Here is a 19,307-nt window from a genome sequence, read left to right as displayed (position 1 = left end):
GATTCTCCTCAGCGGCCCGCCAGGGCGTCCACAATCTTCAACCGTTTGGCGCGCAGCGCCGGCAGCAGGCCCACGATCACCCCGATGCCGATGATCAAGGCCACGCCCATCACCCAGGTCGGGGTCGGCACGTGCGGAGGCAGCAGCCCCTGGGTCCTGGGGGCCAGGGCCGGCAGGATCATCGCCGCCAGGCCCATGCCGATCGCCCCACCGAGCCCGATCAGCAGCACGGACTCGATCATCACCAATACCAGCACCGTGCTGTCCTTGAAGCCCAGCGTCTTCAGCGTGGCCAGCTCCGGAATCCGCTCGCGCACGGCCTGGGCCATGGTGTTGCCGGTGAGCAGCAGCAGCGTGAAGAACACCGCGCCCATGATCGAAGTGACGATCAAACCGATGTCGGCGAACTGCTTGACGAAGGCCTGCTGGAACGCCGATTCGGTCTGGGTCTTGGTTTCATGATCGGAGTTGGCGGAGATCGCATCGATCGCCTGCGCCACCCGCGATGCGTGGTCCGGGTTGTCCAGGGTGACCGTGTACCAGCTCACCTGGTTCTTGATGTAGTCGTTGCTCTCATCGAAGTACTTCCAGTTCATCATCAACTGGCGTTCTTCGTTGGCGGCCAGGGTCCGATCCTTGGAGCGGAACACGCCGACCAGCTGCAGCGGCCAGTCGTTGCTGCCGTTGCGCGGAAAAATGGTGGCCTGCAGCGGAATGGTGTCGCCAATCTTCCAGCCGAACTCCTTGGCCAGGGTTTCGCCGACCACCGCGCCGGTGCGGGTGTCCTGGAACGCCTTCAGCTGGTCCGGCGGCAGCTGCAGTTCGCGGTATACGTCGAAGTAGTTCGGTGCCACCGAGAAGTTGGCGAAGAAGTTCTTCGGATCCTGGTAGATGCCGCCGAACCACATGCCGTAGGTGACGTCCTTCACCCCGGCCACCTGCCGCACCTGCGGCTCCAGCCGGATCGGCAGCGACTGGGTGATCGACAGGCGCGAGGCCACGATCAGCCGGTTGGCTCCTTCCACGCTGCCGCCGGAGCTGAAGGCCACGCGCACCGAGTCGAGCATGCCAAACAGCAGGAAGGCGGCGACCACCGAAAACAGGGTCAGCAGCGTCCGCGTCTTGCTGCGGAACAGCTGCGCCCAGATGAGCGAGAAATATTTCATCGCAGCGCTCCTCCGTCAGTGCGCCGCCGGCGCATCGGCCAGCTCGCCCTTGTCCAGGTGCACGGTGTGGGTGGCGTATTCGGCCGCTTTGGGGTCGTGGGTGACCATGATGATGGTCTTGCCGTGTTCGCGGTTGAGCTGCTGCAGCAACGACAGGATTTCCTCGGCCGAGGCGCGGTCCAGGTCGCCCGTGGGTTCGTCGCAGATCAGGAAGGTCGGGTCGGACACAATGGCGCGGGCAATCGCTACGCGCTGCTGCTGGCCGCCGGACAATTCGTTGGGGCGATGGCTGCGGCGGTCGGCCAGGCCGACCAGGGTCAGCGCGATCTCGGCATTGCGCTTGCGCTGCGCCGCGCCCAGGTGGGTCAGCAGCAGCGGCAGTTCCACGTTCTTCTGCGCGGTCAGCATCGGCATCAGGTTGTAGAACTGGAACACGAAGCCCACGTGGTGACTGCGCCAGGTGGAGAGCTGGCCGCCGCTCATGCGGTCGATGCGTTCGCCTTCAATCTCGATCTCGCCCCCGCTGGGGGTGTCCAGGCCGCCGATGAGATTGAGCAGGGTGGTCTTGCCCGAACCCGACGGCCCCATCAGTGCCACGAAGTCGCCGCGCTGGATGTCCAGGTCGATGCCATGCAGCACCTGCACCTTTTCAGGGCCGCGCTGGTAGGTCTTGGTGATGTTGCGGAGCGAAACCAGGGTGGACATGGGTGGTTCTCCGTATCAGGAAGTTTGGTGCACGCACGACCAACGGTCGTGCGCTACCGATCACGAATCCAATCAAACACACCGGTAGGACACGACCGTGGGTCGTGTCGCCGGTTACGGCGCTTGCTTCTCCACCACCGCACTGCCATCACGCAGTTCCGGGGGCGGGCTGGTGACCACCTGCTGGCCGGCGCTGAGCCCGGCGGTAACCTGGCGGTCGTTGTTCAATGCCACACCCACGGTCACTGGCACCTGCTGCGCGTGACCGTCATCGCTGACCACGAAGGCGACCGTCTTCTGGTCGCGCTCCACCAGCGCCGAAGCCGGCACGCGGACGCCCTTGGGCGCTTCTGCCTGGGCGGGTGCCGCCGCTTCCAGGAAGCTCACCCGCACGCCCATTTCCGGCACGATGCGCGGGTCTTTCACCTTCAGCGCCACCCGCACCTTCACCGTGGCCTTGCCGCGGTCAGCGGTGGGAATGATGGCGATGACCTCGGCCGGAATTTTCCAGTCCGGATACGCATTCAGGGTCGCCTCCACGGGCATCTTCGGCTGCACCCGGCCGATGTAGGCTTCACCCACCTCGACCTCGATTTCCAGCGAATCCATGTCGACGATGGTGCCGATGCCGGTGCGGGTGAAGCCACCGCCGGCTGACAGCGGCGAGACGATCTCACCGGGTTGCGCGGCCTTGGCGGTCACCACACCGGAGAACGGTGCGCGCACGATGTTGTTGTCCACGCCCAGGTCGGCGATGGCCAGTGAGTCGGCGGCGACCTGGGTGTTGCGCTCGGCGGTCTTCAGCTGCGCGCGCAGGCTGTCACGCTGTGCGGTGGCCTGGTCGTACTGCGACCGCGAGACCAGTTGCTGACCGACCAGGGCCTGCAGACGGCCTGCCTCGGCATCGGCCTGGGCCACCTGCGCCTTGAGCCCGGCCAGCTGCGCGCGCGCTGCTTCCAGTTGAGACGCGGACAGGTCGCGCTGGGCGTCGGCATCGATGGGGTCGAGCGTGGCCATGATCTGCCCCGCTTCCACCCGCATGCCTTCCTCGATCATCACCTCGCGCACCTTGCCGGTGATCTTGGCGGAGACCGTCGCCATGCGTCGGGCGACGACGTAGCCACTCGCATCCAGCACCGAGCTGCTGGCGGTGCCCTGCTGGATGGCCAGCACCGGGGCAGTGGTCACTTCCAGCGGCTTTTCGCGGCCGAAGGCGAACCAGCCGACGCCGGCGAGCAGTAACAGGGCCACGATGGCCAGCGTGATCCAGAGACCGCGCCGGGGCGGCGACGGCGGCGGAGCCGCGCCCTTCTGGCGGTCGATGCGAAGTTCCTTGAGCAGTTCGGCGGATGCGTTCATGGGACTCAGGACGTGGAATCGGGCCGAGTGTGACCGCAACAACGGTCACGGGCAAACGGCAGCGGGCTGACTGGGGCACAGTCTGCACGCAGACCGGCAGGCACGCCCCGCAGACGCGCATGGCGCGTCTCTACACCCGGTCAGGCCCGCGCGCCATTGCCGAGAAAACCCCGTCCCGCCGCACCCAGGCATGGAACAGCGCTGCGCACAGGTGCAGGACCACCGTCGCAAACAGCACGTAAGCCAGCAGGCTGTGCGCGCTGCGCAGGGCCGCATACAAGGCCGGGCTGTGCGGCAGGATGTGCGGGAGGGCAAAACCCTTCCACATCTGCACCGGGTAGCCGCCGGCCGACAGCATCGCCCAGCCGACCAGCGGCATCGCCAACATCAGCCCATACAGCAGCCAGTGCGAGGCGTGCGCGGCGGCCACCTGCCAGCCCGGGAGGTCCGCTGGCAGCGGCGGCGGGCGATGGCGCAGGCGGTTGACCAGGCGCACCACGGCCAGCAGCAGGATCGCGATGCCCAGCGGCCGGTGCAGATCGATCAGGCCGGGCCGCCAATGCAGCGAGGCGACCATGGTCACGCCCACGAACAGCATGGTCAGGATCAGCACCGCCATCAGCCAGTGCAGCACCCGCGCGGTCAGGTTGAAGTGTCCGGTGCCGTTTTTCATTTCGCTTCTCCCGCTGCCTTGGCCGCACCGCTGGCGGTTTCGCGCTCGCGGCGGTTGAACGACACCGAGTACACCGCCGAGCGCGCAGCCAGGATCGGGTCATCGGTGCCGTCGATGCCGGCGGGCAGGATCAGCGGGTCGAAGTTGATGTCGCGGCAGGCCCCGGCCGCCTGCGGTTGCATCGCGGTGAGGCTGAGGGTGCCGACTTTGACCTGGCGGCGCTCGGTCGGCCACGGGATCGAGGGATCATTCACCGCATCGGACGGCTCGGCCAGGGTCACCCACATGTCCCATTGCACGGGCCCCTGTGCCAGACGCTGCTGGAACTCGTCGGCCAGATAGTCCAGCCCCGCCTGCGCGCGCTGGTCGGCGCTCATCGCTTCAAACGCGGCCTGCGGTCGCATGCTCCAGCGCACTACCTGTTGCTCGCCGGCCGCGTTGGTGAAGCGGAAGCTGTTGACGCCGTTGTAGTCGGTATTGGCCCAGCTGGTCGACCACGGCGCGCTCTTGGCCCACTCGCCAAAGGCGCGCACCGAGGGGTACTTCGCGGCCACCGCCGCCATCTTCGCCGGGTCCGGCTTGCCGGTCGCGGGATCGGGAATCTGTGCCTTGGTCTGTTCCAGGAAGGCATCCGCAGTGGGCACGGCGAAGAACGGGAAGCTGTTCATCGCGGTGCGCCATTCCTGGCCGTCGTCGGTTACCAGCTGCAGCGCCATGCTGCGCACGCGCGCGTTGGCATCGGCCCCATGCGGGTCGGCACCGCCGATGGACATGCGCCCCAGCACCGGCACCTGCTGCTGGCGGAACACCCGCGCCGAGCTCAGTTCGGCACCGGCGGGCAGGCCCTGGAAGGTACCGCTGACACACACGCCTTTGCTGTGCGCACGACGGAAGCCCGGGTGCCTGGCTCCGGCGGCTTCAATGGTGTCGGTAAAGGATTGCGCGGTCGCGCGGTCACGGCCCAGCCAGCCGGCCAGCCAGGCGAAGGCGAGGATCAGCAGGCCGGCGATGAAGGCGATCAGCCCGATCCACAGCAGCGGGGAATGCCGGCGGGGTGCACCCGGCTCCTGGCCGGCGCGGGTGTAGCGGAAGAGCGACATGGGCCAGTACCTGCCTTCACGAAGTGAGTGGGTGGGCTGGCGCTCATCCTCGCAGAACCGGTGTCCGGCCGATATTCACATTTTCGACAAGGTTGGAAACGACGATCCCCGCCGTGGCGGGGATCTCGGATATCACGCGTACCGCGTCTTCAACATCTGCCACGCCGAGCGCAGCGCCAGCGCCTCGCCGCCGGCCGGGCGACCGGGGCGCTCGCCGTCGTTCCAGGCGTAGACGTCGAGATGCGCCCACTTCTGACCTTCGCCGATGAAGCGCTCCAGGTACAGCGCGGCGGTAACCGAGCCGGCCATGCGCGAGCCGGCATTGGCCAGGTCGGCAATGCCGCTGTGCAGGTAACGCAGGTAGGGACGCCACAGCGGCATGCGCCAGACCGGGTCACGGGTGCGGTCGCCCGCGTCCAGCCACTGCTGGGCTACGGTGTCGTCATTGGCAAACAGCGCGGGCAGGTCCGGCCCCAGCGCAATGCGTGCCGCGCCGGTCAGGGTCGCGAAGTCGAGCAGCAGCTCCGGCTTCTGTTCACTGGCATAGGTGAGCGCGTCGCACAGGATCACCCGGCCTTCGGCGTCGGTGTTGTCGATCTCGATGCTCAGGCCCTTGCGGGTGGCAATCACTTCGCCGGGGCGGAAGGCGTCCGGGCCAATGGCGTTTTCCACCGCCGGAATCAGCAGGGTCAGCTGCACCGGCAACTGCTGGGCCATGATCAGCCCCGCCAGTGCCAGGGCGTGCGCCGCACCGCCCATGTCCTTCTTCATGTTGCGCATGCCGTCGGCGGGCTTGATGTCCAGGCCGCCGGTGTCGAAGCACACGCCCTTGCCGACCAGTGCCACGTGTGGCGCGCCCGCCTGGCCCCAGCGCAGCGCGATCAGGCGCGGTGCACGGTGCGAGGCACGGCCCACGGCATGGATGGCCGGGAAATTCTGCTCCAGCAGCGCCTGGCCGGTGATCACCTCGATCTGTGCGCCATGCGCGCTGGCCAGTTCACGCGCGGCATCTTCCAGCTGCTGCGGGCCCATGTCTTCGGTCGGGGTGTTCACCCAGTCACGCACGCGCAGGCTGGCCGTGATCACGTCGCGCACTTCCGCCGCCGGGGTCGCGACCAGCTGTGCCGGGGCGCGGTTGGGTTTGCGGTAGCGGGAGAAGCGGTAGCTGCCCAGCCCCCAGCCCAGGTGCAGCAGGGTCTGCATGGTGTCCGGCAGCTCCCCCGCCACCTGCCACACGCTGCCTTCCGGCAGGGCGAACGGCGCGTGCGCGTAGGCGTAGGCATCGCCCGGATCACCGACGCCGACAATCGCGCCGCCGATGCCAGCGTCGCCCGGCAGCAGCGCCACGGTGCCGCCGCTGCCGTTGAAGTGCTGCGCATCCAGCCAGGCGACGAGGGCCGGGGCCTGCTGCGCACGCCAGGCAGCGAACTGCTCGCGCTCCATCACGTGCAGCGGAAGGGCCTTGGAGGCGTCGGTGGTGAAGCCGGTGATCTGGGTCATGCGGGAAAGGTTCCGTTGGGATCAGGCGTGCGCTGCGGTCGTGTTGGCGTCAAGCCAGTCGGCCAGCCCGGTCAGGGTGTCAAACTGCAGGTCAGGCTGCAGCGAAGGATGGGTCCAGGTGTGCGCTTCGCGATTGATCCAGCAGCCGCGCAGGCCGGCCTGCATCGCGCCGACCACATCCATGTCCATGTGGTCGCCCACGTGCAGCACATGGGTCGGGGCCACCCCCAGGCGTTCGCAGGCCGCGTGGAAGATGCTGGCTGCCGGCTTGGCCGCGCCGTGCTCGCGCGAGCCCAGCTGGAAAGCGAAGTGGTGGGCCAGGCCGATCCGCTCAAGGTCCGCATTGCCATTGCTGACCGCCGCCACGGGCACGCGGGCGGCGATCCGCGCCAGCGCTTCGATGGCGTCGGGATAGCACTCCACCTGGTTGCGCGCGGCATAGAACGCTTCGTAGGCCGGCTCCAGCAGGTCGAGACTGGCCCCGCTGCCTTCCAGTGCTTCGCGCAGGGTCAAGCGGCGCAGGGCGCTCAGGTCGTAGTGCAGGTGCGGGTTGTCGCGGAAGGAGCGCTCGCGCAGTTCGCGCATGGCGGCCACCGGGTACATCGCGGCGGTCGCCGGGCTGTGCTCCAGCATCCACGTGTGCAGCACCTGGTCGATGCGGGCCCCGATGGGGGCGAACGGCCACAACGTGTCGTCGAGGTCGAGGGTGATGGCGAGGACAGGGAAATTCACCCCGTCATTCTACTCCAACAGCCTTGCCCACCCCTGCGTTCCATCCAGCCGCGCCAGCACCAGCTTGATGCACACCAGCAGCGGTACCGACAGCAGCAGCCCGACCATCCCCCACAGCCAGCCGAACACCATCAGCGCCAGGATCAGGATCAGCGGTGAGATCGCCATCCGCCGGCCCAGCACGATGGGGGTGATCACCTGGCCTTCCACCGTGTGCAGGGCCAGGTAGCAGGCGGCGGGCAGCAACGCCTTGAACGGGTCGCTGAACTCCACGAACCCCATCAGCAGCATCAGGGTCACCCCGATGAACGGGCCCACGTAGGGCGCAAAGTTCAGCAGCGCCGCCACCGTGCCCCACAGCAGGGCCTCCTGCACGCCAATGCCCAGCAACAGCAGTATCCCGGAAAACACCAGTCCGACCAGCGTGTTGATGACGGTGATGGTCAGCACATAGCGCGACACTTCGCGTTCAATCGAACGCAGGATGTCGGTGGTGAAGCGCTGCTGCTGGCGGCTGGGAAACAGGGCGATGGCGTGTTTCTGCAGGTTCTGTCCATAGATCATGAAAAACAGCGTCAGCAGCACGACCGCCAGCACCGACGCCGCCAGTTTGGGCGCGCGCGTCAGCACCCGGTACGGGTCGTCCAGCTGGGTGCGCACGATCTGCACACGCCGGTTGGTCTCGCCGCCGGCCGCACGCGCAAAGTTCTCGGCGGCCTGGTTGGCCTGCTGCACCGGCTTGGTCAGGTTCTGCACCTGCCGGGCCACTTTGCGAAGCTGCTGTGGAGCTTCCTGGGCCCAATCCATGGCCGGACCGACCAGCTGCACCCCCAGCGCTGCCGCGCCACTGAGGCCCACGCCGATCACCAGCACCGCAGCCAGGAAACGGGGAATCCACAGGCGACCGAGGAAGCGCAGGATGGGGTTGCCGACCAGTGCGAAGAACATCGCCAGCAGCACCGGCAGGATGATGTCCTGGGCCGCCCACAGGGTATAGCAGACAGCCAATGTAGCCAGCACTACCAGTGACATCGGCGCGCGCGGGCGTGCTGCGGGATGTGGCGGGGTCGGTTCGGCACCGTCGGGTGCGGGCATGATCGAATCGGAAGAGGGAGTTACCGGAACACTCATGCCGATCGCCTGCGGGAATGGTGCCCGACCGGAGGTCGGGCGGAACGTGTTGAGGACGAAATACTACGGTTTACCGTTCTGAAACGTCGGTGGCCGCTTCCGCCGGCTGCGGCTGCGGTTCACCGCGCGAGGGGGTCACCACGGGTTGCGGCTGAACGCGGGCCGCCGCAGGCGGGGCCACGTCGTCGGCCACGTCATCCACCTTGTCAGCGGCCTGCTCGGCGGTATCGGCGGCCTCGGCCGCCTGCATCGAGGCAAATGCCGCCTGCGCACTGGCGAGCAGGTTGGACACTGAGCCGATCATCTGCAGCCAGCGTGCCCCGTGGAAGCGGGTCTTGCCGGGTTCCAGCTTGCCGGCAATGAAGCCGCCGGCCAGGCCTACGGTGATGATGCGCATCGGGGTCCAGCCCTCGCGCCATGCCTGGCTGAGGGTGAACCAGTTGCACTGGGTTTCATGGCTGCGGATCGCCACGATCTTTTCGGCGCGCTTCACCCGCTGGCGCAGGGCTTCAAACTTCATGGCGTGCGCTCCGTTTCGTCGTCGCGTCCTTCCGGGTCGTCGTCATGCGGCTCGTCGAACAGCCCCAACCGCGCCAGCTGACGCCGGGTGGCATGCATGCCGGTGTGGCGGAAGAAGAACGACACCCGCCAGACCGCATAGCCGGTGACCGCCAGGCTGAGGATGGAGGTGATCAGCAGCGAGTGGAACCACGAAAGACCCCACCGCTGCATCAGCGCGATCAGCGTGCCGGCCAGCAGCAGCCAGGCAGAGGCACCGAACACAATCGCCACGCCGCTCCAGGCCAGTGCCCGACCGAACGCGCTGCGTGCCAGCGCGAATTCGAACGAGGCCAGCCTGCGCAGCGAACGCAGCGTGTGCTTGGCTGAATCAACCGTGGCGCGACCGGCCTGGCCGACGTCACGGATGCTTTCTTCCAGGCCGGGAGCTTTGTACGCATCACCTGCCGGTGGCGGGGATGCCGCGCCACCGTCGGGGGGCAACTGGGTCTGGTCGCTCACGCCGGATTACTTGTCGCCGCCGCTGCGGCCCAGCTTGGCAATGATCCAGCCGGCGGCGAAGGCGACGCCGAACGAGGCCAGCGGACGCTCGCGGATCAGCTCGGCGGCACTGTCGACCAGGTCCTTGCCCTTGTCCATCAGCGCGTCGACCTGTTCCTTGGCTGCGGCACCGCCGAACTCGGCAGCGGCCAGGCCCGAAAGGGCAGTGTCGGACAGCTCGGCCTTGACGTTGGCCTTGCCGATACGCAGTTCATCGGTCGCGGCACCCGCCGCACCCTTGATCGAAGTGCCGGCGGCGCTGGCGGCCGACTTCAGGTGCGAACCGGCTTCACCCAGGTGTTCCTTGAGGTTTTCGGTATTGGTGGGGCTCATCGTGTATCTCCTGTATGCGATGGGGAAGGTGACCGCGGATGACCCCGGCGGTAACGAGCGCCATCAATAGCATCGCCGGGGTGTAGAGGGTGTCATGCGCCTGCGTGGTGCACGTCAAGGTACACCACGCCGGTTCAGCGCATCACCAGCTGCCCGCTGGCCCCGCCGCGCACGATGCGCAGGACCAGCTGCTGCGGGCGTTGCTGGAAGTTGGCACGCCAGCTGGCCAGGTCGGCAAATTCGCCGGCGCTGGCCTGGATGACGATGTCGCCGCTGGCCAACCCGCTGTTGGCCGCGCGGCTGCCGCGTTTGACCTCGTTGACCAGCACGCCGCTGAGTCCGGCCTGGCGCATCGATTCGGGCAGGTCGGCGAAGGTGGCGCCGGTCAGCCGCGGGTCGAGCGATTCGCCACTCACCGCGCGCGGCTGTTCCTTCAGACTGGCTTTGAGCTGCTGCGCCTTGCCGTCGCGGCGGATGTCCAGGGTCAGCGTGGTGCCCACGGCCTGCAGGCCCTCGATGTTGTGCAGGGCCTGTGCGCTGTCCACGCGCTGGCCGTTGGCCGAGACCACCACGTCGCCCGGCTTCAGCCCGGCCGCCGCCGCGCCCGAGCCGGCCAGTACCCGGGTCACCAGCGCGCCGCGGGTCTCGGTCAGGCCCAGGCTCTGGGCCAGCTGCGGGGTCAGGTTCTGGCTCTCGATGCCCAGCGTGCCGCGCACCACCTCGCCATGCTTGACCAGCTGGTCGACCACGTCGCGGGCCAGGTTGGACGGAATCGCCAGGCCCAGGCCGATGTTGCCGGCCATGCTGCCCTGCGGATTGAAGCTGGCGGTATTGATGCCGACGAGCTGCCCCTGCAGGTTGACCAGCGCGCCGCCGGAGTTGCCCGGATTGATCGACGCGTCGGTCTGGATGAAGTTCTGGTAGCCCAGCCCGCGGATACCGCTGCGGCCCACCGCTGAAACGATGCCCGAGGTCACCGTCTGGCTGAAGCCGAATGGATTGCCGATCGCCACCACGAAGTCACCCACGCGCAGCTGGGTGCTGTCGCCGAGCTTGATCTCGGTGAGGTTGCCGGTCGGAATGCGGATCAGCGCGACGTCGGTGTCGGCGTCGGAGCCGATGAATTCAGCCTTCACCGTGCGCCCGTCCGACAGTGTCACCTGTACGTCGTCGGCATTGTCGATGACGTGGTGGTTGGTCAGCACCAGGCCCTCGGCGGCGTCGATGATCACCCCCGAGCCCAGCGATTCGTTGATGCGTTCCTGCGGCACTTCCGGGAACAGGCGGCGGAAGAACGGGTCGTTGAAGAACGGATTGCGCACCCGCACCACCTGCTTGGTATTGACGCTTACCACCGCCGGCATCACCCGTTCCAGCATCGGTGCCAGTGACGGAACCGGCTGCCCGGCAACCGACGCCGGCAATGCGGCGGTCGTGGGTACGGTCAGTGCCGTCGCCGGCAGCGGGGCGGCTTCGGCGCGGTTGTCGAGGTGGGCGTTGATGGCCGAGGCGACGAATCCGCCGAAGGCGGCGGCAAGGGCAAGGGTGAGCAGGGTGGGCAGCGGGCGCATGGCAGGTCCGGGGTGGGAACGGGCAGGGCAGGGAACAACGTGGCTATACGGTAAACCAAGCTGAATGAGTGTGTGGGCAAGGGCCTAAACCGGCGATGAAAAATGCGCGTCGGCCGATTCGTTTCAGCCGGGCTCGAGCAGGGCTCGCCGGGCACCGCGCGCCGCGTCGACGCTGCACTGCGTGTCTGGCGATGGCATGACGCCGCTGCGCAATTCCGCGCGGTAGCGCCGCTTGGCATCGCCTGCGCGGGCCGTTTCATTGCGTCTGCCACAGCATCTGCGCAGCGGCGCGGAACGCCGTTTCAAGTGGCGATAAACGCGTGCGGAGGCTGTTTTCAAGGGGTTTGCTAAAGGGCGCTGTTGAGTGGTGTCGCACCGCGACGCCTGCGCGCCATGATGGAGCGCATGGACAACGCGCAAAAGTCGTTCCACGATCCGCATTGCCGGTATAGCATCGCCAGCGATTTGACCAACCTAGCCCCCTTGGAGGCAACAAATGAGCAATGGAAACGGTGTGGCGACGTCCCTGTCGCAGGGCGTCGATAGCGTTAAAGAAACCGCTGGCAATGTGGGCGAAGCCATCGCCACCACCGCCGAAGAAGCAGTGGCCTCGGTAAAGAAAACCGTCAAGCGCGCCCGCAAGGCCGCCAACACCCAGGTTGCCAAGGTCAAGAAGGCCGTCAAGAAGGCTGAAAAGACCGTTGCCAAGAAGGCTGACAACGCCGCCAAGACCGTCAGCAAGCGTCTGGCCAACGCCAAGAAGAAGCTGGAAGTGGCCAAGAACAACGCCAAGGCCGAAGCCGCTGCCCTGACCAAGCAGGTTGCCAAGAAGAAGGCCGCTGCCGAGAAGGCCGTGACCAAGACCACCAAGGCCGTCGGCAAGAACGCCGCCGCTGCCAAGAAGACCGTGGCCAAGAAGGCTGCGGCCGCCAGGAAGACCGTCGGCAAGAAGGCCACCACCGCCAAGAAGGCCGTGACCAAGAAGACCGCTGCCGCCAAGAAGGTTGCCGGCAAGAAGGTCGCCGCCACCAGGAAGGCCGTGACCAAGAAGTCCGCTGCCGCCAAGAAGGTCGTCGGCAAGAAGGCCGCCGCTTCGAAGAAGGCCGCGACCCGCAAGACCGCTGCGACCAGGAAGGTTGTCGGCAAGAAGGTCGCCGCCACCAGGAAGGCTGTGACCAAGAAGTCGGCTGCTGCCAAGAAGGTGGTCGGCAAGAAGACCGCCACCGCCCAAAAGGCTGTCGCCCGCAAGTCGGCTGTGGCCAAGAAGGCCGTCGCCAAGAAGACCGCGACCGCCAGGAAGGCCGTCCGCAAGGCTCCGGCCAAGCGCGCCCGCAAGTAATCCCGCGCCCCCGCTGCTCGCCTTGAAAAAGGGCGAGCAGCGGCTTCCTCGCGACCGCGTTCGCTTATTTCTTCTCCAGCACCACAATCGGCACGAAGCCGCCGTAGATGAGCCGCTTGCCGTCAAACGGCATCGGGTTGTTGGCCGGGTCCATGCGCGGATCGTCCATCATTTTCTTCATGGCTTCGTCGCGGGTGGCCTTGTCGGGCCATTCAATCCAGGAAAACACCACGGTCTCATCATCCTTGGCCTGCACCGATCGGAAAAAGTCGGTCTGGGTGCCGTGCGGCACGTCATCGGCCCAGCATTCCAGTACGCGCAGCGCGCCAAAATCCATGAAAACCGAATCGCCTTCGTTGGCGTGCTTGATGAACTTTTCCTTGTTGGCGGTAGGTACCGCCAGTACGAATCCATCCACATATGACATGGGAAGCCTCCGGTTGGGATGCGCCAGGATGGGCACCTTCAGAAACTACGACGCGTGGGGGCAGGGAAAATCGACCGTGCCGTGATCGCTGTGCCGGAACTGTGACGAATCTCGGGTAACCGGTGGTAATCAAAACAGAATCAAGGTGTTAAATAGGTTTATCGCTGCACTGCAGCGTAATAGGGGTCAGAAAATTCCTAGCCTCGGTGAGGAATACCCTGATATCAGCCACGGCGATTCCCACGCACTATGAGCGGGCCGGGCAGGATGCTCACTCACTGTGACCTGCAGTTCGACGCCTGAGCTGCGTTGGCCGGTGCAATACGGAGATTGGACGCGTTAGCCGACTACTCCCCAAGAGCGGCTTCCCCAGCGCGTGACGCCCCGCAAGGGTATCGTCGTGACCAGCACTCCTTCTTTCCTGCGTACATTTCCCTTCTACGTCATGTGTGCGATCGCGCACCCGCGTGTACGCGCCTTCGCCTGAATAAACCCCAAAAATTCAGCGTGTTGAATGCGTCGAACTTCAGGGTGCGTTGCAGCAAATAACGGAAACTTTGCATTCCCGATGCAGCAGCCGTTCGTTGCCACTGCACGACATAAGAAAGAAAGGATGTACCCATGAAGACTTCGTTGATCGCCTTGGCCCTGGCTGCCGCCCTCCCGTTCACCGCTTCGGCTGCGGAAGGCCTGTCCTACAACTACGCCGAAGGCAACTACGTCAAAACCGATGCCGACGGCGGCAAGGCCGACGGCTGGGGCGTGAAGGGCTCCTACGGTTTCCTGCCGAACGTGCACGCCTTCGGTGAGTTCAACCAGCAGAAGACCGACATCGGCGACTTCAAGATCGACCAGTGGCGCGTGGGTGTGGGCTACAACCAGGAAATCGGCAGCAGCACCGACTTCGTCGGCCGTGTGGCCTACAACAAGTACGATCCGCGCCACGGCCTGGACTTCAACGGCTACAGCGCTGAAGCCGGTATCCGCACTGCCTTCGGCCAGCACGCCGAGGTCTATGCCATGGCCGGTTACGAGGACTACACCAAGAAGCACGGCATCAATCCGGAAGGCGAGTTCTACGGCCGCCTGGGTGGCCAGGTGAAGCTCAACCAGAACTGGGGCCTGAGCGGCGACCTCAAGATGGGTCGCCACGGCGACAAGGAATGGTCGGTCGGCCCGCGCTTCAGCTGGTAAGCGGCGCTTGATCGCCAGGCCGCGCGCGGTATGGGCGTGGCCTGCAGGGCCCGGCGGATTGCCGGGCCTTTTTTTGGTCATTCGCCCTGGTATTGCTTTTCTTCCACAAGGTGCGAGCCGGCGATGCGGTTGATCTCGTTCTTCACTTTCACGCGCTCGCCGTTGGTGCCATAGACACCACGTGCCAGCTGGATGAAGTCATCATCGAAGGTCTGTGCCGCTTCCTTGTCGCGCAGCCGGTCCTGGATGTCCCACATGCGTTCGTTGATGACCTTCAGCTGCGACTTCAAGGCGTCCAGGCCCGGCTGTGCGGACAGCTGCTGGTGCCACAGCGGCAACAGGCCGTCGAGTTCGGTACGGACGTTGGCCACCTTGCCCGCGTCGGTGATGCGCTCGGCTTTGATTTCCAGAATGGTGATCTTGTCGATCAGTTCGCCAATCGATACCGGGGTCAGGATCGCGTCCACGTCGTTCTCGCTGCAGGATTCAAGGCGGCCATGATACCGCGCGCGGGCTGAAGGCTCCGTCGGCGCTTTTACGCGGATTTTGCGCTGGGCGCGTCCGTGCGAATAGCGCCGTTATGGCCGCGCTGCCCACACTGGGCGCTTCAACGGCGCGGCCGTTTTCTGGAGTTTTTCAACGTGGCAAAGCAGGCAGCAGGGCGCACGACGCGCCGCATGGGGGCGCTGGTGATCGGCCTGGTGATCAGTGGTTCGGCGCTGGCAGGCGTGGACGGCAACGCCACATTGACCACTGACTACGTCTGGCGCGGCAGCTCGCAGACCCTGGAAGATCCCACCGTGCAGGCCGGCGTCAAGCTCAGCAGTGAGTCCGGCTGGTACGGCTCGGTCTGGGGTTCGGGCGTGTCCTTCGAGCCGGACGCGGGCGCACGCAGCGAGTTCGACTTCGTGGCTGGCTGGAGTGGTTCGCTCTCGGAAGACTGGGCGCTCGACGTCAACCTGACCCACTACCTGTACCCGTCCACCGACCCTGGCGTCGATCTGGACTGGACCGAGCTCAACAGCACCGTGACCATCAAGGGCAACTACTGGCTGAGCGTGGGCGTGTCCGACGACGCGCTGGCTTCGGATACCACCGGTACCTATGCCCAGCTGGGCGCGCGCTTCCCGATCAACGACCAGTGGCGCATCGAAGGTGCCGTGGGCCAGTACTTCCTGGACAAGGACTACGCCGATGACTACCTGCACGGCCAGCTGAGCGCCATCTGGAAGGTGCACGGTCCGTGGGAACTGCGTCTGACCGCGCACGACACCGACAGCGCAGGCGAGCGCCTGTTCGGCAGCAACGCCGGGTCTCGTGTGGAGTTCGCGATCCAGACCGCGTTCTGAGTGGATGCCAATGGGTGCGCCGGGCCTGTGCCCGGCGACCCCGCTCAGCGCTTGCGCAGGCCCCAGGCCAGCAGCGCCACTGCGGCCACGCTGGCACCGGCCAAGCACACGCCGGTCCAACCGAAGCGCTGGTACATCTGCGCCGAGACCAGCGAGCCCAGTGCGCCGCCGACGAAATACCCGGTGATGTAGCCAGCATTGAGCCGGTTGCGCGCTTCCGGGCGCAACGCGAACACCACGTTCTGGTTGCTGACGTGCAGCAGCTGCGCCGCCAGGTCGAGCACGATCACGCCGACCAGCAGGGCGACCAGCGAGTGCGCGGAGAACCCCAGCGGCAGCCACGACGCGGCCAGCAGTACCAGCGCCACCGTGGTCGCCAGACCCGCCTTGCCGCGATCGGAGAGCCGCCCGCCAATGCCGGCGGCCAGCGTGCCGGCCGCGCCCACCAGGCCGAACAACCCGATGGTGGCATCGCTGTAGTGGTAGGGTTCGGCCGCCAGCAGGAACGCCAGCGGCGTCCAGAAGATGGCGAACATCGCAAAGCTCAGCGCGCCCAGCAGGGTACGCAGGCGGAACACCGGTTCCTGTACGAACAGAGTGCCAATCGAGCGCAGCAGGGCGAAGTAACCGAGCCCGGCGTGCTCGTGGAAGCGGGGCAGGGTGCGGTACAGCGCCAGCGTGGTCAGCACCATCGCCCCCGCCGCCATCCAGTACACCGTGCGCCAGTCGCCCAGTGAAGACAACGCGCCGGCAACCGTGCGCGCCAGCAGAATGCCCAGCAGCAGCCCGCTCATCATCACGCCCACCACGCGGCCGCGCTCTTCCGGCCTGGCCAGGGTCGCCGCGAACGGCACCAGCACCTGCGCCACCACCGAGAACAGGCCGGTCAGGGCGGTGCCCACCACCAGCCACAGGAACTGCTGGCTCAGTGCACTGATCACCAGCCCGGCCGCCGACAGCAATGACATCACCACGATCAGCCGGCGACGCTCGAACATGTCGCCCAGCGGCACCAGCAGGATCACCCCCAGCCCATAGCTGAGCTGCGCGGCGGTGACCAGCATTCCGGCGCGCGCGAAGCTGATACCGAGGGACTCGGCAATGGTGTGCAGCAGCGGCTGGGCGTAATAGTTGCTGGCCACCGCCACACCCGTGGCGAAGGCCATCAGCAGTACCTGCCAGCGGCTCAGCGGAGCATGCGTCTCAACCACGGACGCGCAGGGTCAGTCCCTTCAGGAAGTTGCGCAGCATCTGGTCACCGCAGGCCCGGTAATTCTTGTGGTCGGGCTGGCGGAACAGGGCGGACAGTTCCGGCTTGGACACCGGAAAGCCGGCGCTTTCGAAGATGGCATGCATGTCCACGTCCTTCAGTTCGAAGGCCACGCGCAGCTTCTTCAGCACCAGGTTGTTGGTGATGCGCTTTTCCACCGGACGCAGCGGCTGGCTTTCGTCGCGGCCGCGGTAATGCACGATCAAGCCATCCAGGAAGTGGGCCAGGCTGCGGTCATCGCAGGCGATGAAGCCGGCCTCGTCTTCCTTGCGCAGCCAACCGGCCACATCGGCCGGGTCCACCACGAACGCCGGGTCGGCCAAGGCACAGGTGTTGGCGACCATGGTGTCGCTCAGGTCGAGCATGTAGCGGATGCTGCGCAGTACATCGTTGTTGATCATGGGGGTTCCAGTACCGCCGGCGCGGCTGCGCGGCTGGCGGCCATTTTACCCCGGGTGAGCCTGTGTCCTCGGCTGGGATGATGACGCCTGTCATCTGGTTGCCATGAAAGTGAAGCACAGTGCCGGCCTCAGGCATCAATTTCCGGTGGAGCAGGCAATGCGCAGGTGGCAGGTACTCGCGGGTTTGGGCATGGTCTGGCTGGCCGCAACGGCCACCGCCCAGGCCCCGTATGTGGCCATTGAGCAGCGCGTGGACGCGCAGGCGCTGGCCGAGGTCGGGCTGACGCCGACCCAGCTGCAGACCTTGAACCGCCTGCTGCGCGAGGCCGAATCGCGGGCTCCGGCAGCGCCGGCAGCGGCAGCTGCGGCATCGACCGCACCGGCGGCTCCGGTCCCTACGCCGGCCCCGATGTTCGCCGGTCTGGATGAAGGCCCGATCGAAGCCCACGTCACCGGCACCGTGGATGGCTGGCAGCCCGGCACGGTGTTCAGCCTCGACAACGGTCAGCAGTGGCAGGTGCTCAAGGGCGAGATGAAGCTCAGGAAGCCGGTCAGCAACCCCGCCATCGTGGTGGTGCCGGGCATCGCCGGGCGCTGGTTCCTGCAGGTCGACGCAGACCTGCCCAAGGCGCGCGTGTTCCGCATCCGCTGAGCCCGCCAGCGCCGGCAACCCACGCGCGTTCATCCAGTGCGAAAATGGCGGGACTTCTCACGGAGACCCGCGATGACCCGTACCGCCCTGATCACCGGTGCCACTTCCGGCTTTGGTGCCGCTGCCGTCCACTGTTTCGCCAAGGCCGGCTGGCGTGTGATTGCCACCGGTCGACGCGCCGAGCGCCTGCAGCCGCTGGTGGACGCCTATCCGGGCCTGGTGCATGCGGCTGCCTTCGATGTGCGCGACAGCGCCGCCATGGAAGCAGCGCTGGCCGCGCTGCCGGCGGAGTTCGCCGGCATCGACCTGCTGGTCAACAATGCCGGCCTGGCCCAGGGCACCGCTCCGGCCCAGAACGCCTCGCTGGACGACTGGCGCACCATGATCGACACCAACGTCACCGCGCTGGTCACCCTGACCCACCGCCTGCTGCCGCAACTGGTACAGCGCAAGGGCGCGATCATCAACATCAGCTCGGTTGCCGGCGTGTACCCGTACCCGGGCGGCAACGCCTATGGCGGCACCAAGGCGTTCGTCAGCCAGTTCTCGCTCGGCCTGCGCGCCGACCTGCACGGCACCGGCGTGCGCGTCACCACCATCGAGCCGGGCATGGCCGAAACCGAATTCACCGTGGTCCGTACCCACGGCGACCAGGCGGCCTCGGACAAGCTCTACAGCGGAGCCAATCCGATGACCGCCGAGGACATCGCCGAGCAGATCTTCTGGGTCGCCAGCCTGCCGTCGCACCTGAACATCAATCGCCTCGAAGTGATGCCGGTGACCCAGTCGTTCGCCGGTTTCCAGGTCGCCCGAGATTGAGGAGCGGTAGTGACGCGCCATGCGCGTCATCCCCATGGACGGAAAAAGAAAAGCCCCGCAAGCGGGGCTTTTTCATGGCTCAAGGCCAACCGTTACAGCAAAGGGCTCAAAGGCCAATGTCGGTTACTGCGCCTTGATCGCCATCGCCTGCATGCCGCTGCTGGACAGCTTCTGCTTGGCCTCGGCCAGCTCGCCGGCGGTGCCATACGGCCCCATCCGCACGCGGTACACGGTTTTGCCGCTGATCTGCGCCGATTCCACCCGTGCGGCCAGGCCCAGCATCGCCAGCTTGGCCTTGGTCGCCTCGGCGTCACCGGAGGCCCCGAACGCACCGGCCTGCAGGATGTAGCGGACGTTGCTGTCTGCCGCCGCCGCCGGAGCCGCCGCCGGGGTTTCCGCCGGCTTGGGGGCCGCTGCGGTCGAAGCGGCAGCCGGCGTCGCCGCAGCGGGCGCTGCGGTTGCTGCGGGACGCTCACTTACCGGAGCCGGCATCGTCGTTGCGGCCGGCGCGGTGGACGCGACCGAGG

General features: G+C 66.5%; 22 protein-coding genes. 5 read left to right on the top strand and 17 right to left on the bottom strand.

Annotated elements, in window-relative coordinates; translation table 11 throughout:
- Nucleotides 1-8 precede the first annotated feature (8 nt).
- From EGJ34_RS06535 to EGJ34_RS06480, 12 genes are all read right to left on the bottom strand, one after another.
- Nucleotides 9-1,166 carry an ABC transporter permease gene (locus EGJ34_RS06535; RefSeq protein WP_125359691.1) on the bottom strand — a complete coding sequence of 386 codons (1,158 nt, stop codon included), beginning with the start codon at nucleotides 1,164-1,166 and terminating at the stop codon, nucleotides 9-11.
- A 15-nt stretch (nucleotides 1,167-1,181) separates the two neighbouring features.
- Nucleotides 1,182-1,871 (bottom strand): ABC transporter ATP-binding protein, encoded by a 690-nt coding sequence (locus tag EGJ34_RS06530; RefSeq protein ID WP_125359690.1) that lies wholly within the window; start codon nucleotides 1,869-1,871, stop codon nucleotides 1,182-1,184.
- A gap of 114 nt (nucleotides 1,872-1,985) precedes the next feature.
- Nucleotides 1,986-3,230 (bottom strand): efflux RND transporter periplasmic adaptor subunit, encoded by a 1,245-nt coding sequence (locus EGJ34_RS06525; RefSeq protein ID WP_125359689.1) that lies wholly within the window; start codon nucleotides 3,228-3,230, stop codon nucleotides 1,986-1,988.
- Between the two features lie 130 nt (nucleotides 3,231-3,360).
- Nucleotides 3,361-3,903 (bottom strand): cytochrome b, encoded by a 543-nt coding sequence (locus EGJ34_RS06520; protein ID WP_125359688.1) that lies wholly within the window; start codon nucleotides 3,901-3,903, stop codon nucleotides 3,361-3,363.
- A complete protein-coding gene (locus EGJ34_RS06515) occupies nucleotides 3,900-5,003 on the bottom strand; it encodes a catalase family peroxidase (protein WP_125359687.1) in 1,104 nt (367 codons plus the stop codon). Before EGJ34_RS06515 ends, EGJ34_RS06520 begins: the two co-directional genes overlap by 4 nt.
- Nucleotides 5,004-5,135: 132 nt before the next feature.
- Nucleotides 5,136-6,503 carry a leucyl aminopeptidase family protein gene (locus tag EGJ34_RS06510; protein ID WP_125359686.1) on the bottom strand — a complete coding sequence of 456 codons (1,368 nt, stop codon included), beginning with the start codon at nucleotides 6,501-6,503 and terminating at the stop codon, nucleotides 5,136-5,138.
- A 21-nt stretch (nucleotides 6,504-6,524) separates the two neighbouring features.
- Complete coding sequence (locus EGJ34_RS06505; protein WP_125359685.1) at nucleotides 6,525-7,235, bottom strand: HAD family hydrolase; 711 nt, start codon at nucleotides 7,233-7,235, stop codon at nucleotides 6,525-6,527.
- 9 nt (nucleotides 7,236-7,244) lie between these two features.
- On the bottom strand, nucleotides 7,245-8,330 hold the full coding sequence (locus EGJ34_RS06500) for an AI-2E family transporter (protein ID WP_260476919.1): 1,086 nt from the start codon (nucleotides 8,328-8,330) through the stop codon (nucleotides 7,245-7,247).
- A 106-nt stretch (nucleotides 8,331-8,436) separates the two neighbouring features.
- Nucleotides 8,437-8,886, bottom strand: coding sequence for a protein sip-5 (locus EGJ34_RS06495; protein ID WP_125359683.1), 450 nt, complete (start codon nucleotides 8,884-8,886; stop codon nucleotides 8,437-8,439).
- Complete coding sequence (locus EGJ34_RS06490; RefSeq protein ID WP_125359710.1) at nucleotides 8,883-9,305, bottom strand: phage holin family protein; 423 nt, start codon at nucleotides 9,303-9,305, stop codon at nucleotides 8,883-8,885. Before EGJ34_RS06490 ends, EGJ34_RS06495 begins: the two co-directional genes overlap by 4 nt.
- An 87-nt stretch (nucleotides 9,306-9,392) precedes the next feature.
- Nucleotides 9,393-9,758: a hypothetical protein gene (locus EGJ34_RS06485; protein ID WP_125359682.1), complete on the bottom strand. Its 366-nt coding sequence runs from the start codon at nucleotides 9,756-9,758 to the stop codon at nucleotides 9,393-9,395.
- Between the two features lie 134 nt (nucleotides 9,759-9,892).
- Nucleotides 9,893-11,329 (bottom strand): Do family serine endopeptidase, encoded by a 1,437-nt coding sequence (locus tag EGJ34_RS06480; RefSeq protein ID WP_125359681.1) that lies wholly within the window; start codon nucleotides 11,327-11,329, stop codon nucleotides 9,893-9,895.
- 496 nt (nucleotides 11,330-11,825) lie between these two features.
- Between EGJ34_RS06480 and EGJ34_RS06475 the strand changes: the two genes are divergently transcribed.
- Nucleotides 11,826-12,668, top strand: a complete 843-nt coding sequence (locus EGJ34_RS06475) for a histone (protein ID WP_125359680.1) — start codon at nucleotides 11,826-11,828, stop codon at nucleotides 12,666-12,668.
- A 64-nt stretch (nucleotides 12,669-12,732) separates the two neighbouring features.
- Here the strand turns inward: EGJ34_RS06475 and EGJ34_RS06470 are convergent, their stop codons facing one another.
- The gene (locus tag EGJ34_RS06470; protein WP_125359679.1) at nucleotides 12,733-13,095 is read right to left on the bottom strand and encodes a DUF1428 domain-containing protein; all 363 of its coding nucleotides are present in this window, start codon (nucleotides 13,093-13,095) and stop codon (nucleotides 12,733-12,735) included.
- Nucleotides 13,096-13,716: 621 nt separating this feature from the next.
- On the opposite strand from EGJ34_RS06470, the gene EGJ34_RS06465 reads away from it, so the two are divergent.
- Nucleotides 13,717-14,289 (top strand): Ax21 family protein, encoded by a 573-nt coding sequence (locus EGJ34_RS06465; protein ID WP_125359678.1) that lies wholly within the window; start codon nucleotides 13,717-13,719, stop codon nucleotides 14,287-14,289.
- Nucleotides 14,290-14,366: 77 nt separating this feature from the next.
- Here EGJ34_RS06465 and EGJ34_RS06460 read toward each other — a convergent pair whose 3' ends face one another.
- Nucleotides 14,367-14,756 carry a DUF6165 family protein gene (locus tag EGJ34_RS06460; protein ID WP_125359677.1) on the bottom strand — a complete coding sequence of 130 codons (390 nt, stop codon included), beginning with the start codon at nucleotides 14,754-14,756 and terminating at the stop codon, nucleotides 14,367-14,369.
- 210 nt (nucleotides 14,757-14,966) lie between these two features.
- On the opposite strand from EGJ34_RS06460, the gene EGJ34_RS06455 reads away from it, so the two are divergent.
- Nucleotides 14,967-15,638, top strand: coding sequence for a TorF family putative porin (locus tag EGJ34_RS06455; RefSeq protein WP_125359709.1), 672 nt, complete (start codon nucleotides 14,967-14,969; stop codon nucleotides 15,636-15,638).
- Between the two features lie 44 nt (nucleotides 15,639-15,682).
- Here EGJ34_RS06455 and EGJ34_RS06450 read toward each other — a convergent pair whose 3' ends face one another.
- Together EGJ34_RS06450 and EGJ34_RS06445 are read right to left on the bottom strand one after the other, a co-directional pair.
- A complete protein-coding gene (locus EGJ34_RS06450; protein WP_125359708.1) occupies nucleotides 15,683-16,804 on the bottom strand; it encodes an MFS transporter in 1,122 nt (373 codons plus the stop codon).
- Nucleotides 16,805-16,841: 37 nt separating this feature from the next.
- On the bottom strand, nucleotides 16,842-17,309 hold the full coding sequence (locus EGJ34_RS06445; protein WP_125359676.1) for a DUF1456 family protein: 468 nt from the start codon (nucleotides 17,307-17,309) through the stop codon (nucleotides 16,842-16,844).
- Between the two features lie 157 nt (nucleotides 17,310-17,466).
- Between EGJ34_RS06445 and EGJ34_RS06440 the strand changes: the two genes are divergently transcribed.
- Entirely contained in the window at nucleotides 17,467-17,961 is a 495-nt protein-coding gene (locus EGJ34_RS06440) for a hypothetical protein (protein ID WP_185750083.1), read from the top strand.
- Between the two features lie 72 nt (nucleotides 17,962-18,033).
- The gene (locus tag EGJ34_RS06435; protein WP_125359675.1) at nucleotides 18,034-18,780 is read left to right on the top strand and encodes an SDR family NAD(P)-dependent oxidoreductase; all 747 of its coding nucleotides are present in this window, start codon (nucleotides 18,034-18,036) and stop codon (nucleotides 18,778-18,780) included.
- Between the two features lie 123 nt (nucleotides 18,781-18,903).
- Here EGJ34_RS06435 and EGJ34_RS06430 read toward each other — a convergent pair.
- The coding region (locus EGJ34_RS06430; RefSeq protein ID WP_185750082.1) for an SPOR domain-containing protein at nucleotides 18,904-19,307 on the bottom strand (404 nt) is incomplete at its 5' end.

Origin of the sequence: Stenotrophomonas sp. 278, from assembly GCF_003935715.1 — a bacterium.
In the GTDB taxonomy this organism is placed as follows: Bacteria; Pseudomonadota; Gammaproteobacteria; order Xanthomonadales; family Xanthomonadaceae; genus Stenotrophomonas; species Stenotrophomonas maltophilia_AH.
This window is presented reverse-complemented; position numbering and strand designations above follow the sequence as displayed.

Bases quoted from the DNA above. Each gene is read 5' to 3' on its own strand.
- EGJ34_RS06520 (WP_125359688.1), bottom strand. From the start codon at position 3,903: ATGAAAAACGGCACCGGACACTTCAACCTGACCGCGCGGGTGCTGCAC.
- EGJ34_RS06515 (WP_125359687.1), bottom strand. From the start codon at position 5,003: ATGTCGCTCTTCCGCTACACCCGCGCCGGCCAGGAGCCGGGTGCACCC.
- EGJ34_RS06450 (WP_125359708.1), bottom strand. From the start codon at position 16,804: ATGGCCTTCGCCACGGGTGTGGCGGTGGCCAGCAACTATTACGCCCAG.
- EGJ34_RS06525 (WP_125359689.1), bottom strand. From the start codon at position 3,230: ATGAACGCATCCGCCGAACTGCTCAAGGAACTTCGCATCGACCGCCAG.
- EGJ34_RS06470 (WP_125359679.1), bottom strand. From the start codon at position 13,095: ATGTCATATGTGGATGGATTCGTACTGGCGGTACCTACCGCCAACAAG.
- EGJ34_RS06530 (WP_125359690.1), bottom strand. From the start codon at position 1,871: ATGTCCACCCTGGTTTCGCTCCGCAACATCACCAAGACCTACCAGCGC.
- EGJ34_RS06510 (WP_125359686.1), bottom strand. From the start codon at position 6,503: ATGACCCAGATCACCGGCTTCACCACCGACGCCTCCAAGGCCCTTCCG.
- EGJ34_RS06480 (WP_125359681.1), bottom strand. From the start codon at position 11,329: ATGCGCCCGCTGCCCACCCTGCTCACCCTTGCCCTTGCCGCCGCCTTC.
- EGJ34_RS06435 (WP_125359675.1), top strand. From the start codon at position 18,034: ATGACCCGTACCGCCCTGATCACCGGTGCCACTTCCGGCTTTGGTGCC.
- EGJ34_RS06455 (WP_125359709.1), top strand. From the start codon at position 14,967: ATGGGGGCGCTGGTGATCGGCCTGGTGATCAGTGGTTCGGCGCTGGCA.
- EGJ34_RS06495 (WP_125359683.1), bottom strand. From the start codon at position 8,886: ATGAAGTTTGAAGCCCTGCGCCAGCGGGTGAAGCGCGCCGAAAAGATC.
- EGJ34_RS06475 (WP_125359680.1), top strand. From the start codon at position 11,826: ATGAGCAATGGAAACGGTGTGGCGACGTCCCTGTCGCAGGGCGTCGAT.
- EGJ34_RS06465 (WP_125359678.1), top strand. From the start codon at position 13,717: ATGAAGACTTCGTTGATCGCCTTGGCCCTGGCTGCCGCCCTCCCGTTC.
- EGJ34_RS06485 (WP_125359682.1), bottom strand. From the start codon at position 9,758: ATGAGCCCCACCAATACCGAAAACCTCAAGGAACACCTGGGTGAAGCC.
- EGJ34_RS06445 (WP_125359676.1), bottom strand. From the start codon at position 17,309: ATGATCAACAACGATGTACTGCGCAGCATCCGCTACATGCTCGACCTG.
- EGJ34_RS06535 (WP_125359691.1), bottom strand. From the start codon at position 1,166: ATGAAATATTTCTCGCTCATCTGGGCGCAGCTGTTCCGCAGCAAGACG.
- EGJ34_RS06440 (WP_185750083.1), top strand. From the start codon at position 17,467: ATGCGCAGGTGGCAGGTACTCGCGGGTTTGGGCATGGTCTGGCTGGCC.
- EGJ34_RS06500 (WP_260476919.1), bottom strand. From the start codon at position 8,330: ATGCCCGCACCCGACGGTGCCGAACCGACCCCGCCACATCCCGCAGCA.